Here is a 16791-nt window from a genome sequence, read left to right on the forward strand (position 1 = left end):
CCTTCATTTTCGTTCATGTGCGCCCTTACTTGCCGGCCTCCGCATCCAGTATTTTTTGAATGGCGTCTCCCGCCTGCTGGGCAGTTGCCTGGCCCGCAATAATTGCCTGGAGCTGAATCTCCGTCTCGGTGTATACCTTTGACGGGATACTGATCTCAAAGTGGGAGAAGGCTCCGCCAGAGGCAGCCGCTACATCAAGCACCTGCTTGACGACCGGATCTTCTACTTTGCCCATCGCATCGGCTGAAAGCTTCATGGCCGGCAGCACGCCATCCTCTAACAGGCCGCGAAGCTGCATCTCGTCATTGTACATGTTCTTGATAAAAGCCTTGACCGCCTTGAGCTCATTGTCATCCAGGGTTGCTGAGAAACCGTAGCCATTGCCGTAGTTTCCGTTCACATACGTCTGATCTCCCTTCCCTCCCGGAACAGCAGGGAACGGAATATAGGCCACGTCCTCTGATGTAATGTTCTTGGCCAGCTCCTCGTTCTTGAATGCAGATGAGCGCCAGCTGCCGTCGAACATCATGCCGGCTTTGCTGTTGAGAAATTCATTCAGCATCTGGTCATAGCTCAGGCCAAGCTCTCCTTTTGTGAAGTACCCCGCTTTGACCCATTCTTCATACTTCGAATAAGCAGCTACAATGTCCGGAGAATTAAACTTAAGAGAACCGTCTGAGACGCGCTCCACCAGATCAGGGCCTGCGTATCGGCCAATCAATGTGTTCACTAGCATATTAGGGATCCAACCCGCTTGCGAACCCATCGCGAATGGAGTAACGCCCGCTTCCTTCAACTTGGCCGCCGCAGCTTCCAGCTCCTCCAGTGTCGTCGGTGCCGCAATGCCATGCTCGGCAAACAGCTTTTTGTTATAGAAAATGCCCTCGTTGTTGCCTCCGATCGGCAAGCCGTATATTTTGTCCCCCACCATGAATTGGCCAAGGTTCAGAAACTTGTCTTTGATGCCCAGCTCTTCGAGTATCGGAGTCAGCTCCAGCAGGCGTCCGGCCTTTGCGTACTTCTGGGCGTCTCCCATGCCGCCGAACAAGTCGAATATAACAGGCGGATTGCCTGCAGCCATCTCTGCCGGCAGCTTCGTGTAGCGGTTGACCTGATCCTCGACTGCGTCCAGCTCGAATTTCAACCCTTTAATTTCGTCCTCGGTTTTCTTAACAACATCGTTGAGCAGCGCCTTGCGGAATTTCTGCGCATCGCCGATCTGGATGTGCCGGAGCGATACGGTGAAGGGCTCCACCTTATCTGTTCCAGGTGTTTCCTTGCCGCCGTTATTGGTGCTTTCCCCGTTGCTTGGCTTCGGATCGCTCTTGCTTCCAGTACCAGAGCAGCCGGCGAGTACAAGCGTGAAGCCAAGCGTGAGAACCAGCAGCATTTTCAGTCCTTTAATCATCTTCTTGACCCTCCCATAACTACCTTTGATGGTGTTGCTCCTTCATTATAGAAGCGCTTACTTAGGTCGAATAGGTGGATATTTCCACAATCAGGGACAAAAACATCCACTTTAGCAGAGTCATTCGTTCCATCATGTGAAATAAAAAAATCCTCCTACAAAGTAGAAGGATTAATAGCTGATGCAATTAGTATATACAGAGCGTCATAGAATCAGCTTGGCGAATACGCCTGTTAGGATGAGGTACAGCGTGATCGCCGCTATCAAGTAAGAAGCCGTCTTCTCCTTGCTGATGCCGCTCGCTTCGAGCCCTCCCTGAAGCGAAAGCGCCAGTGTGGTCAATAACGTAATAATGAGCGTTAACATGGACAGCGTGAAATGGAACGACAGCAAGCCAGATAATAGAAAGCCCGCTCCGGCTATGTATTGAATGCCGCCAATCCGGATCACAAAGAGCTTCCAGGCCGGCTGCGTCCCGCTTCTCCACCATCCCGCGAGCCATAACGCGCCCAGCAAAGCAACGAGCGACAGCAAGCCAAGCAGAAACATACGGCTGAAAATCGCAAAAGTAAGGGAATTCGGCGCAAACAATCCCCCGAAAGGAATAGCGCTATAGATGAAACCCGTTATTTTTTTCCCCAGAATCAATACCCATATCAGGTAACCAACGAATGATGCCGCGAGCCCCAATGCGCCGTAGATCCATTCTTTCGCTGTCAGATGCAAGCTTGCAAGGGGATTCCTGAGCAATGCAATCAGCCTGTTGCGCTCTACTTGCTTGAGAGAGTCTGTCACTTCGGTAAAAGCATGATTGTTTTTCGGTTCCATGCCCTTCCTCCTATCCGATATTTTGGGACTATTATATCGCATGACTCTCCCATACGTATATTATCTATTCTTCCGGTCACGGCCAGCCTTCTGTAATATACAGCAGTTCCAGCACCGCATCCGTTACCGCTTCCGGCCTGTAAATCTGTATGGAGTGCCAGCTGTCCTCGACAATCGTATGCTTTACCCTGTCCGACAAGAACAGGAGCGGCTGCTGATCCTGCTTCCATTCTTCGCTTTGTTTGCCGGCAGTCAGGACCAGGACGGGAGTGCCGGAATGAATCGGCGCCGCCTCTTTCAGCTGCAGTGCGCTTCGCTCCATATGCAGAAATTCCTCGTATGCCGCCTGGTATGCGTGGTTCCGATAGCCTGCCGATACAGCCGCGGCTTGCAGATGAGCCGGAAGCCCGTTATGGCCAATATGCTTCTTCATCAAACGGGGAATGCCGAGCGGTGACAGACGGTACCCCCACTTATACAGCCGCTCGTTAGAATGCCTCACCTTGGCTTTGGACTCGCTTCGTTCGCCGGGAAGAAAACGGCATTCATGCGCGGCGTCCACCAGCACGATGCCCAGCACATCATCCGGATACCGGGATGCAAACAAGCGGATAATCATTCCCCCGAAGGAATGGCCCACCAGCAAATAAGGCGGGCTCAGCTCCAGAGCCTCCAGCAGCTGCTTCAAATCATCAACATAGGCTTTGCATGTCGGCTCTCCCATCGGCTGAGCGCTCCACCCCAAGCCTGCCCGATCATATGACAGGACCGTGGAATGCCGGGACAGCTCTTGCTGAACCAGTGACCAGCCTATGGAGCAGCCGCCCATGCCTGCCTCTAGGATAACGGTTGGGCCCCCTTCTCCCGTCACGCAGGCATGCAGCTTCCGGCTGCCTATATCAACAAGCTTGCCCGACGGCGGGCAGCTGCGGACACTACGCTGCGACGCAGCTGCTTGGAATAACGTCAACGGGAACAGAATCGAAGCAAGCACAGTACGGATCCATCTATCTTTGCGGGCAATAAGCGTCATTATCTATTCACACCCCTATCCCATGATCGGTTGTTCTTCTTCATCGTAGAGGAAAAACAATGACCGAAAAAGTGTTAGTTTGCTTTCCAAAGTTTCATATTTTCCCCTTGCCCATAAAGAAAAAAAGAGATACCGCCCTTCATAAGGGTTGTATCTCTCTTCCTCTTTATCCCTCTAGCGCAGCTTATACGGCTCCCTGCGCCCTATTCTAGAGCAAATTCCGTAGACGATCCAGACCGCGCCTGTCACCAGCATCATATCGAAGATCGCATTGAACAGGAACAGATGCTTGCCCATATCCGCCTGTCCGTCGCCGACAATCGGTATGAGGAAGCTGAACACTCCCGTCAAGCCAAGCAATATCAGAAGCTCGACTCCCGCGCGCCGCTTTCTGTCCGCGCTTCTGAGCCACTCCCATGCCGCTGCCGCGAAATAAACCAGGAATACGACAGCGATGAACCATAACTGATGCGGCAGCGCGCCTTTTTTGAATTCGCTCCAGCCGCTATACTGGAAGGAGAGCGCACCGGGAGGCTTGCCCTCGCCCTTCTCATAACTGCCCAAGTAATACGGGCGGATCATCATCCCGTTCTCCGCAGCGTATTCCATATTATGAATGAGCCTGCCGGGATTTTTCAGATAGAACCACAAGACATCCCCATGCGAGATGCGATCATAGAAGTCAGCCGTTAGCGAAGGATCATTCTGCTTAATAGCCGTATCCGTCTGAAAATAGTTTGTGCCCGCCAGTACAGATAGATGCCCCGGGAGCCCCAGTTCCTTCAGATCTCCCTCGACGTCGGGAGAATCCTTCAGCACGCCGAAAAATACCGTTTGATACATATTGATATTTTTAAAATCCTTTGGCGCTGCAATATACATGGCCGCCGATACGATCAGCGTAACCGCCGATAATGACAAGCCAAGCCGGCGCCAAGCCTTCTCTCTCTTCAGCGTGGCATAGCGTAAGCCAAGCAGCGCAAAGCCGACGCCAACCGGCGCATTCTGCGTCTTGGAGCATACCAGCAGCAGGGCCGAGACAAAAAACAATACAAGCACGGCTCGCTTAGGCTCAGTCTGCTTCGTCAGCATTAATCCGAAGGCCAGCGTGAGCAGCAAAAACACCAGCGATGCCGGCTCGCCGTATAAGGAATTGAAATAAGCCAGGTAGGCGATGTCGAAAAACACAAACAAAATAAGCGCTGCCAGCGCAATCCCGGTTACGACAGATTTTGTTTTGTTGAACTTGATCAACAGATAGCTTGCCGCAATTAGCAAGATTGCATATATGGCGCCCAGCACGCGAACATCGAATGCTTCGCCATTGAACAGCTTTGCGATTCCTCTTGCCAAAGCTACCAAGATAAGCTGCGACGTCAGATAGAAGCCTCGGAAAAACTCATCATAAGCAAAATTCGCATGGGCAAAGCGGAAGAAGCGGTCCTCATACGTCTCGTTAGCGTCATAATAATTAAGTCCAATCGACCCCATAATCCGAAGGAAATCCCCATTATCCGCAACTCCGACGAATGTCCTTCCGAATAGAAGCGCGATCACTGCAATGATGGCGGCGAGCAGAAATACCCGCTCGACCGTAAGCCATTTTTTAACCATATTCACCAATCCTATTATGATAATTTTCTAGCGCTTGCTCCTTGCTGCCGATAGATTCGAATGCACACTGCTGAAGTCATGTAGAACAAATTGCCAAATATAACTTATATATGGTAGCATGTTATTCGAATGATTTCTAGCTGATCGCATGTTTAGGAGGAGTTATAAGAATGAATCCTTATGTAGGCATCGAGATTGACGGGGACCGCATGGTCCTGCTCGCAGATACGCCGGAAGGCTTGCTGGAACATTCAGTCCCAACGGGCAAAGAGTGCGAGCTTGCACATCTGCAGCGCGAAGTAGAGCAATTCGTCCAGCGCTTGCCCTATACCCCGGACGGCATCGGCATGGGCATGCCGGGACTGGTGGTCGGCCATGACAAGGTAGAGCTGAGCCACGTCGTTCCTGCGCTGAATGGCGCTACAGCCAGTCAGTTCGCCACTGCTGCCAACTTGCCGGTTGCGTTCATCAATGATGTGAAAGCGGCTACACTGGCGGAAGCAGCACACTATCCCGACCGCGATACGGTCGCAGTCGTCATGATTGACACGTTCATCGCTTCCGGTGTCGTCGTGAAGGGCAATCTGCTGATGGGCGCAAAGGGCTGGAGCGGCGAATTCGGCTATATGGTCATGTCGGTCGACGGTGAGCCCAAATCGCTTGACTTGCTTGCGAGCGGATATGCCATCACGCACCAAGCCGGCATGGATAGCGCCGCGATTCACCTGCAGCTGGAGCAGAATGACGCGGCTGCCCTCGACATTGTACGGAAGGCCGGCACTTATCTAGGCTATTCACTGGCCAATCTGATTCATCTGTACAACCCGGATGTCCTCGTCATCGGCGGCAGCACGCTGGCGTACAAGGGCTATATGGATGCGGTCATGTCCGCGCTGGAAGCCCAGGCGCTTCCCGAATTGCTGAAGTGCTGCTCCATTGAAGCCCCCAAAGTCAAGAGCCGTTCCATGGCGCACGGCGCAAGGGAATGGATACAGAAGCTCGGAGCTGCTACATAAGAACTTATACATTATCCCTAAAACCCGACATAAAAAGAAGAGAAGCCCGGCCTAGGCCGGGCTTCTCTATGCTTGCTGCCAGCTGCGCAGCTATTAGGACTTCTGTCCTTCAAGCTCCGCTTTAAGCGCTGCAAGCTCGTCATCTACTTGGGAATGCTTGACGTCCTTATCAAGCTGCTCGAACTTATCGTCCAGCGACTTGCCTTCGTTAGCCAGTTCGTAAGCTGCATCCGCCTGATCATGCATTTGCTTGATCTTCTCTTCCATACGGGTGAACGTTGCGCCCAAATTGTCTACGCCGACGCCGCTCATCGTTTTGTTGATGCGCTCCTGCGCCTTGGCCGCTTCGGCCTGAGCAATCAGCGAGCTGCGCTGCGTCTTCATCTCCGTAACCTTCGTCTTCATTTCCTTCAGCTGTCCGCGCAGCTTATCCGCAGTTGCTTTCGCGCGGTCATAGTTCACTTGAAGCGCATCGCGCTTGTCTGCATGGCGCTTCTTGTCCTCCAGCGCCTCACGCGCCAATGACTCATTGCCGCTGGCAAGCGCTTGGCGGGCCTGCTGGTCGCGCTTCGCAACGATCTCCGTTGCTTCCTGAAGCTCGCGCTCGAACCGCTTCTCCACTGCGATCTGTGAAGTAACGGCAGCCGTTACCTTCTCAATGTCCTCATCCAGCTCACGGAGCACTTGGTCAATCATTTTCACCGGATCTTCCATCTTGTCGATAGCCGCATTGACATTTGCCTTGCCTACTCTGAATAGCCGCTGAAAAATACTCATATTCCTTGCCTCCCCATTCCATCCATTAGTATACAATGTTATACGCTTCTGCCAACTGATTGGTTTCGTTTAGGACTATTTTCCCGGAATTACCGAAGTGCAACTTCTTTTTTCTTCTGTTCCGCGAGATACGCCTTAAGAATGTTAATATCTTTGCCAAGCGCACCCCGGATTTCTTTCTCCGCATCCTTAATAATCGCATCCGCCGTTCGATCGCGCTCAATCCCTTGATTGATCACTTTAGACCATATCGACTTAGCCGGCAGATCGATCGGAGTCGCGGGAGTCTCCTCCATCCGTTTGGCCAGCGATTCATTCAAGGCATACAGATTTTGCCCGCCAAAAAAGTCATTCTTGCGCTTCAAGCGCTCAGCTTGCCCCCTTGCCGGGTAATACGACGGGACACTGTTGCTCTTGAGCGCCATCATGCTCCATTCCGTCACGCAAAATTCGATGAACGTATAGGCCCAACGTTTGTTGTTGGCGGATGCTGGAATCATGAAGCTAGAGCTATTGACCCAACCGTACAAGTTGAAAGGCAATCGCGTCTGCCTCCATAATCCTGCCGTCTCCGGCGCCCATATCTCAATCTGGTCAGCTGCCCATGTTCCCATGTAGAGCATGGCAACCTTGCCCTTCTTAATCGCTTGATGGCCGAATTGCGTCCAGATGTCCGTCGAGGAGACTAGACCTTCATTATACAACGTTTTGGCAATTTCGATAGCCTTTCTGGTCTCATCGGTATTGCGGCCGAATTCCATATTCTCCACGAACAGCGGCTGCGTGCTGTCGTACATTTGTATGACATCCATCGGCCAGGATGCGAGATAGCTGTTGCTTTCCTTCAGCTCACGTGCAATCTTGAGCCAATTGTCCGGATTTTCCATGAACGCGCCAAGCTCATCCGGCTCAGAAGGGAATCCATGCTCCTCCATAATATCCGCCCGATAATAGGTAACCATCGGCGAGCTCCCGGACGGCAATCCGATCAAGGAGCTTCCATCGAACGACAGATTGCTCTTCCATAAGCTTTCGCTGAAATCGTCTTCATACTGCCCTGCTCCGAATTCAAGCAAGTTTTCAAGGCCCGTAATAGCGCTGAACTGGCCGAAGTGCTCGCTGTCGACGATCATTACGTCCGGCGTTTTCCCAACCGCCATGGCTTGCTGGTAAGCATTAACATACATATCATTAGGAAAGGTCTCCACATGTACGGTTACATTCGGATACTTCATCTGGAATGCCTCAACAATCGGCTCCCATCCCCCGTAATAGGACCAGAACAACAGCTCTACAGGGTCCTTGGACATATGGATGGGCGTTGCCCTCAAGCGGTCTTCCTTATCCTCTGGAGTCAGAGCGGCCTGATCGCAAGCCGTCAGCGCAATCAAGAACACCGCCAACATCAATAGTGTCTTCCTCATGCTTCCGCACCTCGTCTTTGAAAAGGTAAGCTGCGCATCTCGCTTCGGATGTAACGCTCGAATTGCTCGCTGCGTAGCGGTTTGCTAAAGTAATAACCTTGCAGCTCATCACAATGCAGTCCAGCGAAGAATGTCCTTTCCTCCTCTGTCTCGATCCCCTCCGCTACGACTCTCAGCCCCATGCTGTGGGCAAGCTCGATGACCGCCCGCACGACGGCCGACTTGCGTTCATCATGCTCCGCATCCTTAATAAATGTGCGGTCCAGCTTCACGATTGAAACCGGAAGCCTCTGGAGCTGGCTTAAGGAGGAATATCCCGTGCCGAAGTCGTCTATGGAGATTTCGATGCCTAATGCCTGCAGCTCGGACAGCATCTCAATTACGCTCTCCATCTGGCGGATGAAGACGCTCTCCGTAATCTCAATCACAACCAGATGCGGATCAATCCGGGTGTCTCTCAAAATATCGACGATGTTCTCAACCAAATTGCGCTGGTCGAAGTGCTTGGCAGACAAATTAATCGCTACCGGCAGCAATGGGAATCCCCGCTCCTGCCATTTTTTCGACTGGCGGCATGCCTCCCGGAACACCCACATGTCAATATCCAGAATCATGCCCGAGGCTTCGGCCAGCGGGATAAACCGTGCCGGAGGAATCAAGCCGATCTCATGGTGCTCCCAGCGCACCAGAGCCTCGAAGCCGATTGTCGCTCCTGTATTGGGGCATACCTTCGGCTGATATACCAGAAAAAACTGCTTGTTCTCCAGCGCCCGCCGAATCCCGTTCTCCAGCTGCATCTTGTCGTTCATGGATTGCTCCATCTCATGATCGAAGAAGTGGTAGCTGCTGCGGCCCTGCTCTTTGGCTTTATACATCGCCATATCGGCTTTCTTCACAATATCATCGATAGTCGCCCCGTTCTCCGGATACAGGCTGATGCCGACGCTGGTCGTCGTGTAGACGACCGACTCCGTGAGCTCGAACGGCTGGTTGAAGCAATCACATATGCGTTCAGCAAATTCAACAGGCGATTCCGGATCCTCGTAATGAAGCACAAATACAAACTCGTCCCCTCCAAGCCGGAATACATGGCAATTCTCCTCGGCAATTCCCGTGAAACGGGCTGCCACTGCCTGGAGCAGGACGTCGCCCGCCGCATGGCCAAGCGAGTCATTAATTTGCTTGAAGCGATTCAGGTCGACGAACATGACGGCGAATCGCTGATCGCTGCTGCCGGATACAGCCAGCATCGCCTCCAGCGTCTGCTGGAAATGATGGCGGTTCGGCAAGCCCGTCAAGTTATCAAAATAAGCCATCAAATGAAGCTGTTCCTCCGAATTGCGAAGCTGCTGATTCATTCGCTCGGCATCCTGAAGCATTAATGACAGATTGGTGGACATGTCCTTGAAATTGTGCACAAGCGAGTCAATCTCAAGAATTCCGCTATTGGGCCACTCCAGCGGCACGCCTGTCTTCAGCTTGATCGGCAGGTTCGTCGTAGAGCCTGCAAGCTGGCGCAAGCCGCGGCTCAGCCAGCGGTTGATGCCGTATGCCAATATGCCCGCCACAAGCACGCTTCCCAGCGTATAGAGCAGATGATAGATGTATTCCAGGAAAATCTGTTCCTTGAATGTCTCTACCGGAACGCTGACAGCAATCGAGATCGGCATATGCTCCATCTGCAGCCGATAGACGTAATTGGCGTCCCGCCATTGCTCCGTGGGCATAAGCATGACGCTTTGCTGCTGCGGCATCTCGATGCCAAAGTTGTCGGCGATCGGCTGTACGGTCACGACCTTTTGGTTATCTTCTTTCTTCAGCGACGTGGTGGCGAGCAGCCTTTCCCTATCGCCCTTCATGGTGATATCGAACAGCTTCTGGGAGGTATGCCGATTAATGATTTCGTTCAAATAACCGATCTGAATGACACTATGCAGCCGGACACCGAGTATATCCTCATCGCTCCACTGCGAGAGCTCGTCCGAAATGCTGGAGGCGGTATTGCTGACAGTCTGGAGAGTGGTGTTCGTAGAAGAATGATAGGAATTCCAGCCGCTGATGATCATAATGACCAGGAACGGCAAAGCCACAATCGTAATGGACAAGTGGAACAACGCCCGGCTGAACGGAATCGGCTTATGCTTGTCCACATCGAGATTCAGCCATCTGCGAAGCGGAAGATAGTCAACCAGAATTTCTGAGATGAGCGCGTTGAACATGCCGTTGGCAGCCGTAACGGCTAATAGAAGAATAAATTCTGTCGTAGAGAAGGGTCCGGACAAATAACAGCCCAGCAAGGTAAGCGGCGTGCCCATAATGATCCAGAAGGCTATCCCGGGCACCAGGACGGGAACCTGTTTCCTGCGCTGCCATATACCGATCCAGCAGGCTTCCAGCAGGAAGATAAGCATGTAGAGGGGGGAGTTGAACAATAGCACAGCTGAAGCGTAGGTGACGGCGCCAGCGGCCAGGCCGATACGAAGGCCGAAGAGACGAATAAGCAGAAGAAGCATAATATTCGTAAAAGCAAATGTGATTCCATAAATCAACTGAAGCTGCTCCGAGGCGCTGATCAATGCCATAATAATAATGCCTGCAATAAACAGCGTGCTGCGTCTGGTACGGGAGCTGTCTATACGTCTCAACATATGAACACGGCCCTTTCGAAACGAATCCTACACTAGCATATGAGCACCAGAGAATTCTCTCCTAAATCATACCATAATTCGCTAGAGTAGACATAGGTTACGATCATCAGGGACAGGGAGATTTTTCTATTATTTCATGTATGGGATTCCCCTCTTGGAAAGATAGATTGCAGCTTGCCGTCTAGCCGCAGCCGCGCATAAAAACAGCTCCAGACCGGGCTGCGATCTGGAGCTATTTATTGGGCGCGTAAATTCACTCTTTTGGAGCGTGCAACGGTGTGTGGCGATGCTATTTGACTTATTAGCGCCGTTCGGAGCCTCTAACGACGCTACACAACGCTATATTCGTCATTTCGCGCTTTTGGAGCGTGCAACGATGTGTGGCGATGCTATTTGACTTATTAGCACCATTCGCAGCCTCTAACGACGTTACACAACGCTACATTCGTCATTTCGCGATTTTGGAGCGTGTAACGGTGTGTGCCGATGCTATTTGACTTATTAGCGCCGTTCGCAGCCTCTAACGACGCTACACAACGCTACATTCGTCATTTCGCGATTTTGGAGCGTGTAACGGTGTGTGGCGATGCTATTTGACTTATTAGCGCCGTTCGGAGCCTCTAACGACGCTACACAACGCTATATTCGTCATTTCGCGCTTTTGGAGCGTGCAACGATGTGTGGCGATGCTATTTGACTTATTAGCACCGTTCGCAGCCTCTAACGACGCTACATAACGCTACATTCGTCATTTCGCGCTTTTGGAGCGTGTAACGGTGTGTGGCGATGCTATTTGACTTATTAACGCCGTTCGCAGCCTCTAACACCGCTACACAACGCTACATTCGTCATTTCGCGCTTTTGGAGCGTGCAACGGTGTGTGGCGATGCTATTTGACTTATTAGCGCCGTTCGGAGCCTCTAACGACGCTACACAACGCTACATTCGTCATTCCGCCCTCTCTGCTTGACGCATTGCCAGGCAACTCAATCTAGCTATAGAGACCAGCCCGCCTATTATTAACCATTAGCCACTGCAACCCAATGCCCCTTTTTCACTTCCACGAATTCGGAGCGGTCCAGTCCGTATGGATCGGCTTTGGATGCTTCCGTGTTCAGGATGAGCTTCTTCTGCGACTCCACCTTCGGATCCGGTACAGGAATCGCGGACAGCAGCGACTTCGTATAGTCGTGAAGCGGATTGGCGTACAGCTCCTCGCTCTCCGCCAGCTCTACAATCTTGCCCCGGTACATGACCGCTACCCGGTCGCTGATATGCTTCACCATCGACAGATCATGCGCAATAAACAGATAGGTGAGTCCAAGCCGCTGCTGCAGCTCCTCCAGCAGCTTCACGATCTGGGCCTGGATGGAGACGTCAAGCGCCGAGAGCGGCTCGTCGCAAATAATGAATTCCGGCTCCACCGCAAGCGTGCGCGCAATGCCGATCCGCTGACGCTGACCGCCGGAGAACTCATGCGGATACCGAAGCGCATGGGATGCGTTCAGACCGACCATCTCCAGCAGTTCCTCCACCCGCTTCTGCCGCTCCGCCTTGCCCATGGACATGCCATGCACGTCCAGCGCTTCGCCAATTATATCGATGATGCGCAGCCTCGGATTAAGCGAGGCATACGGGTCCTGGAAGATGATTCCCATATGGCGCCTCATCTTCTTCATCTCCCGCTTGTTCAGCCCCTGAAGCGGAATGCCGCGGAAGAGCACCTCTCCCCCCGTCGCCTCGTGAAGGCGCAGAATCGTTCTGCCCGTCGTAGACTTGCCGCTGCCGGATTCACCCACGACGCCAAGCGTCTCTCCTGCCTGAATATCGAAGCTGATATTGTTGACGGCTTTCACGATTTGGCCCTTGCCCAGGTCAAAATGCTGCTTCAACGACCGCACCTGCAAAATCGGCACATCGTCTTCCTGCCGGATGTAAGCGGGCTCCGGCTTCGGCTTCTTCTTCTCATCGAGCCTTGGCAGCGCATTAAGCAGCCTGAGCGTATACGGATGCTGCGGATTCGAGAAGATCTCTTCCGTGGTGCCCGTCTCAACAATCTCGCCTTCCTTCATGACGACAACACGGTCGCACATGCCCGCCACTACGCCAAGGTCATGCGTGATCAATATAATGGATGTGCCAAGCTGTTTCTGGATATCCTTCATCTGTTGAAGGATTTGGGCTTGTATCGTCACGTCCAGCGCTGTCGTGGGCTCATCGGCAATCAGAAGCGCCGGTCTGCACGCCAAAGCGATCGCAATCATCACACGCTGGCGCATGCCGCCGGAGAACTCATGCGGATATTGGTGGTAGCGCGCCTCCGGATTCGTAATGCCGACCAGCTTCAGCATCTCGACCGCTTCCTTGCGAGCCTCCGCCTTGCCAAGCTTGCGGTGCTTGATCAGGCTCTCTTCAATTTGATTGCCGATTCTCATGGTCGGATTAAGCGAGGACATCGGGTCTTGAAAGATCATGCCGATGTCTCTGCCGCGGATGGCTTCCATCTCAGAATCCGACTTGTCGGCCAGATTCTGTCCTTTGAAATATACCTCTCCGCCCTTCACCATGGACGGCGGCGAAGGCAGCAATCGCATAATCGTGCGGGCGGTCACGCTCTTCCCGCTTCCGGACTCCCCTACGATACCCAGCGTTTCTCCTTCCTTCACTTCGAAGCTGACTTTGCGCACAGCCTCTACTTCCTTGTCGCGCGAATAGAAGGATACGGATAAATCATTAACTTTCAATAATATATTCATGTTGTCACCCGCATTGTTATGATTTTCCATTACGATAAATGGTTTCGATCACTGCTATTCCATCGTTATTCTTCTCTATTGCCTATTATATAATGTATAATATAACTTGTGTATTTACCAATAATAAGGATGTTGACTTTTCGAAATCCTTAAAATAAAATCTACTATATTGATCGGAATAATGCAATTAAAAAATCCTGGATAAAAAGGAGCGGAGTTGCTTGATAGGGCAAGCCACCACAACAGGGGGCGGAATGGCTGAACGAATAGCTGCCGTCTACCGCAAAATGTTACTGCATCCGACCTATAGGCTGCTCTTATTGCTAACGGGAGCGCCCGTTTCCGTCATCGTATACATCTTCTATCAATATCGCAGATCCGCTCAGGGTTACCGCGGTGTGATTGATCATACGAGAAACGAATTGCTGCAGTCCGGCTACCGGGACAAGGTGCTGGCCGAGGCAAAGGACCAGCTTCAAAGGAAGCATCGCTTCTTCGGCAATACAGTGAGCGACAAGCAGATTGAGGCGGAAGCATCCCGAATCGCGGATCAGAAATTTGAAGATCAGCTGAACGAACGGCTGCAAGCCAAGCTCAGCAGCCATAATGGAACGCAGTATTCCTTCGGAGACACGTTCCAGCAGCTCATACAGCAGCCTCTTTTCTTTGTAATCTCGCTCATCATCGGTTTTCCGATGTATCTGCTGATGGCCGTGTATGCCAATCCTTATCTGAAATACATTATGGAACGCCTGATCATGGCGGTCTTCGTCATATTCGGCGTTGCGTTCGTCGTATTCACCATTCTGTACATTTCGCCGATGAATCCGGCGACCAATATATTGGGCGAGACGGCCACGGCGGAACAAATCGCGGCTTTCAATCATTTGTACGGACTGGATCAGCCCTATCTCACCCAATTATGGAATACGATTAAGGGCATACTAACGTTTGATCTGGGCAAGTCGTTCGCGGGCAATGAACTTGTATCAACCGCCATTGCGAACAAGTTCCCTGTCACTCTGACGCTGACCGTCATCTCCACCTTGATTGCGGTACTGATCGCATTGCCGATCGGCATCATATCAGCGACTCGTCCGAATTCGTTTTTCGACTATACCTTTATGTTCATCGCTTTGCTCGGACTTTCCATTCCGAACTTCTGGCAGGGCCTGATCTTTATTCTGAACTTCTCGATCAAGCTGTCTTGGCTGCCTGCGACGTACAATCCGGCCAACTGGCTGTCCGCCATTATGCCGATCGTCGTGCTGGGGACGGGGCTTACTGCCGCCGTAGCCCGGATGACCAGATCCTCTACGCTTGAAGTGATTCATGAAGACTACATTACAACCGCTAAGGCAAAAGGTCTGGCCCGCAGGAATGTGCTATGGAAGCACGCTGTCGGCAACGCCTTGATTCCGATTATTACGGTAATTGGCCTTCAATTCGGGGCAATGCTCGGCGGCGCAGCAGTAACGGAGAAAGTATTCAACATCAGCGGTATCGGAAGCTACATTGTCGATAAGCAATTTATTCCGGATATCCCTGCTATTATGGGCGGCGTTGTCTATACCGCCATCACGATTTCGATCGTCAATGTCATTGTCGATCTGCTATACGCTTTCTTTGATCCAAGAATCCGGTCCAAGATGAAACAATACTAAAGCAGGTGCTAACCGTGACAAATACAACTATCACCAAGCAAGAAATACGGTTCAAGCTGAAGTCCAGCTCCGAATACGGCCAGGCCAGCTTCGCCAGCATCGTCTCTTTGCTACTGGCTGTCGTATTTCTTCTGAATAGCTATTCGCCTGCCGAAGGTAGCTTCAAGCCAGCCGTCCTTGCCGTGAGCATTGTCTATTTTTTCTTTACTTTGCTTCAATTTGCAACATGGTATCTCATTCGCAAAAACTTGGTGGAGGGGGGCGAAATCAAGCGTTCGACAAGGGCGATTGGTTACGTGCTGATGCTCAGTCTGCTGTCGGCGAACGTGTTCGTAGCCGCAACCGCCTTCCAGCTCGTTAAGCGAAAGAAAAACGCCTTCTATACGCTCGCGGCCTACGCTTTCATTACGACGCTGCTTGTGTTCGCCGTATCGGCCCTGAATGTATTTAAGCCTTATGTAGCGGACAACTTTATTATCGGCATGCTCCTATTAATTGCAGCTGCTGTCATTCAATTAGCCAGCCTGCTCCTGGTCGCCAAGTATGGCGACCGGGATGTGCTCCCCCGCTGGATGGGTATAATCGCATTATTATTGATACTCACTGCCGTATCAGGCAATCTGTTCGCGCTTGGTTTAGGATTGCTGCTCTTCTCCAAGCTGCGCGACAAAGACTATACTTCCGGCTCCAAGCTGGGCGAAGTAGTCGAGAAGCTGTCCAGAAGCTCAACTTCTATGCTGGGACTTATGTTTATCTTGTTTTTGCTTACCATATCGATTACCAGCTATCTGACCTTCGATTACGGCTTGGCGATCGAAAACAATTACAGCAGCATTCTTCAGCCGCCGAGCTTGGTCCAGCCCCTTGGAACGGACAACTTCGGCAGAGACCTGTTCTCGCGCATCGTATTCGGTGCCCGAATCTCGCTAATTGTCGGCTTGCTGTCTACGCTTATTCCCGTCGTGATCGGAGGCGCGCTTGGCGCTATCTCCGGCTATTATGGCAGGCAGACGGACAACATCATTATGCGCGCCCTTGATATCCTGTATGCGATTCCCGGCTTCCTGCTGGCGATCGCTATTATCGCAGCTTTCGGCGCAAGCACCGTCAATCTGATCATTGCCCTCAGCGTCGGCGCCATTCCGACTTATGCCCGTACAATGAGAGCGAATGTATTGCTTGTATCGACACTGGAATATGTACAGGCTGCCCGCGCCTTCGGCTCAAGCGACCGCACCATTCTGTTCAAGCACATTGTGCCGAACTCTCTCGCGCCGATGATCGTCAAGTCTACGCTTACGATTGGCACCGCGGTCATCTCGACCAGCAGTCTTAGCTATCTAGGCCTTGGCGTCGAGCCGCATATTCCGGAGTGGGGCAACATCTTGAAGCTGGGCAGCGCTTATCTGGAGACGCATGCGTTCACCGCCATCTATCCGGGGCTTGCCATCATCGCGCTTGTGCTTTCGTTCAACTTCCTTGGCGACGGCTTGCGTGACGCGCTGGACCCTAAGCTCGACTAGAGAGCGGGTCCGCCTTACCTTTCGTAACCTCATTCATGTTCCATCGACTTCTACGTTTCGAAAACAGGACCGGACGATGAATGAATGTGAGTTAAACATA

11 protein-coding genes are annotated in these 16791 nt (G+C 52.0%); 3 read left to right on the top strand and 8 right to left on the bottom strand.

The features are described from left to right. Window positions 1–25: 25 nt before the first annotated feature. The 4 genes from D3P09_RS10275 to wsfD form a co-directional block, all read right to left on the bottom strand. A complete protein-coding gene (locus D3P09_RS10275) occupies window positions 26–1408 on the bottom strand; it encodes an ABC transporter substrate-binding protein (protein WP_120109526.1) in 1383 nt (460 codons plus the stop codon). 204 nt (window positions 1409–1612) lie between these two features. Further along, complete coding sequence (locus D3P09_RS10280; RefSeq protein ID WP_120109527.1) at window positions 1613–2236, bottom strand: hypothetical protein; 624 nt, start codon at window positions 2234–2236, stop codon at window positions 1613–1615. Between the two features lie 76 nt (window positions 2237–2312). After that, the gene (locus tag D3P09_RS10285) at window positions 2313–3269 is read right to left on the bottom strand and encodes an alpha/beta fold hydrolase (protein WP_243644055.1); all 957 of its coding nucleotides are present in this window, start codon (window positions 3267–3269) and stop codon (window positions 2313–2315) included. A gap of 174 nt (window positions 3270–3443) precedes the next feature. Beyond that, complete coding sequence (gene wsfD / locus D3P09_RS10290) at window positions 3444–4883, bottom strand: glycan biosynthesis hexose transferase WsfD (RefSeq protein WP_120109531.1); 1440 nt, start codon at window positions 4881–4883, stop codon at window positions 3444–3446. Window positions 4884–5053: 170 nt separating this feature from the next. On the opposite strand from wsfD, the gene D3P09_RS10295 reads away from it, so the two are divergent. Then, a complete protein-coding gene (locus D3P09_RS10295; protein WP_120109533.1) occupies window positions 5054–5899 on the top strand; it encodes an ROK family protein in 846 nt (281 codons plus the stop codon). Window positions 5900–5992: 93 nt separating this feature from the next. Here the strand turns inward: D3P09_RS10295 and D3P09_RS10300 are convergent, their stop codons facing one another. The 4 genes from D3P09_RS10300 to D3P09_RS10315 form a co-directional block, all read right to left on the bottom strand. Further along, entirely contained in the window at window positions 5993–6676 is a 684-nt protein-coding gene (locus tag D3P09_RS10300; RefSeq protein WP_120109534.1) for a PspA/IM30 family protein, read from the bottom strand. An 89-nt stretch (window positions 6677–6765) separates the two neighbouring features. Beyond that, a complete protein-coding gene (locus D3P09_RS10305) occupies window positions 6766–8100 on the bottom strand; it encodes an ABC transporter substrate-binding protein (protein ID WP_120109536.1) in 1335 nt (444 codons plus the stop codon). Beyond that, complete coding sequence (locus tag D3P09_RS10310; RefSeq protein ID WP_120109538.1) at window positions 8097–10748, bottom strand: putative bifunctional diguanylate cyclase/phosphodiesterase; 2652 nt, start codon at window positions 10746–10748, stop codon at window positions 8097–8099. Before D3P09_RS10310 ends, D3P09_RS10305 begins: the two co-directional genes overlap by 4 nt. 1019 nt (window positions 10749–11767) lie before the next feature. After that, on the bottom strand, window positions 11768–13504 hold the full coding sequence (locus D3P09_RS10315; RefSeq protein WP_243644057.1) for an ABC transporter ATP-binding protein: 1737 nt from the start codon (window positions 13502–13504) through the stop codon (window positions 11768–11770). Between the two features lie 254 nt (window positions 13505–13758). Between D3P09_RS10315 and D3P09_RS10320 the strand changes: the two genes are divergently transcribed. Both D3P09_RS10320 and D3P09_RS10325 read left to right on the top strand, forming a co-directional pair. Then, window positions 13759–15168, top strand: coding sequence for an ABC transporter permease (locus D3P09_RS10320; protein ID WP_120109541.1), 1410 nt, complete (start codon window positions 13759–13761; stop codon window positions 15166–15168). Between the two features lie 14 nt (window positions 15169–15182). Next, window positions 15183–16691 carry an ABC transporter permease gene (locus D3P09_RS10325; protein ID WP_120109542.1) on the top strand — a complete coding sequence of 503 codons (1509 nt, stop codon included), beginning with the start codon at window positions 15183–15185 and terminating at the stop codon, window positions 16689–16691. Window positions 16692–16791 lie beyond the last annotated feature (100 nt).

It is taken from the genome of Paenibacillus pinisoli, from assembly GCF_003605435.1.
GTDB lineage: Bacteria > Bacillota > Bacilli > Paenibacillales > Paenibacillaceae > Pristimantibacillus > Pristimantibacillus pinisoli.

Bases quoted from the DNA above. Each gene is read 5' to 3' on its own strand.
- D3P09_RS10275 (WP_120109526.1), bottom strand. From the start codon at position 1,408: ATGATTAAAGGACTGAAAATGCTGCTGGTTCTCACGCTTGGCTTCACG.
- D3P09_RS10280 (WP_120109527.1), bottom strand. From the start codon at position 2,236: ATGGAACCGAAAAACAATCATGCTTTTACCGAAGTGACAGACTCTCTC.
- D3P09_RS10285 (WP_243644055.1), bottom strand. From the start codon at position 3,269: ATGACGCTTATTGCCCGCAAAGATAGATGGATCCGTACTGTGCTTGCT.
- wsfD (WP_120109531.1), bottom strand. From the start codon at position 4,883: ATGGTTAAAAAATGGCTTACGGTCGAGCGGGTATTTCTGCTCGCCGCC.
- D3P09_RS10295 (WP_120109533.1), top strand. From the start codon at position 5,054: ATGAATCCTTATGTAGGCATCGAGATTGACGGGGACCGCATGGTCCTG.
- D3P09_RS10300 (WP_120109534.1), bottom strand. From the start codon at position 6,676: ATGAGTATTTTTCAGCGGCTATTCAGAGTAGGCAAGGCAAATGTCAAT.
- D3P09_RS10305 (WP_120109536.1), bottom strand. From the start codon at position 8,100: ATGAGGAAGACACTATTGATGTTGGCGGTGTTCTTGATTGCGCTGACG.
- D3P09_RS10310 (WP_120109538.1), bottom strand. From the start codon at position 10,748: ATGTTGAGACGTATAGACAGCTCCCGTACCAGACGCAGCACGCTGTTT.
- D3P09_RS10315 (WP_243644057.1), bottom strand. From the start codon at position 13,504: ATGAATATATTATTGAAAGTTAATGATTTATCCGTATCCTTCTATTCG.
- D3P09_RS10320 (WP_120109541.1), top strand. From the start codon at position 13,759: ATGGCTGAACGAATAGCTGCCGTCTACCGCAAAATGTTACTGCATCCG.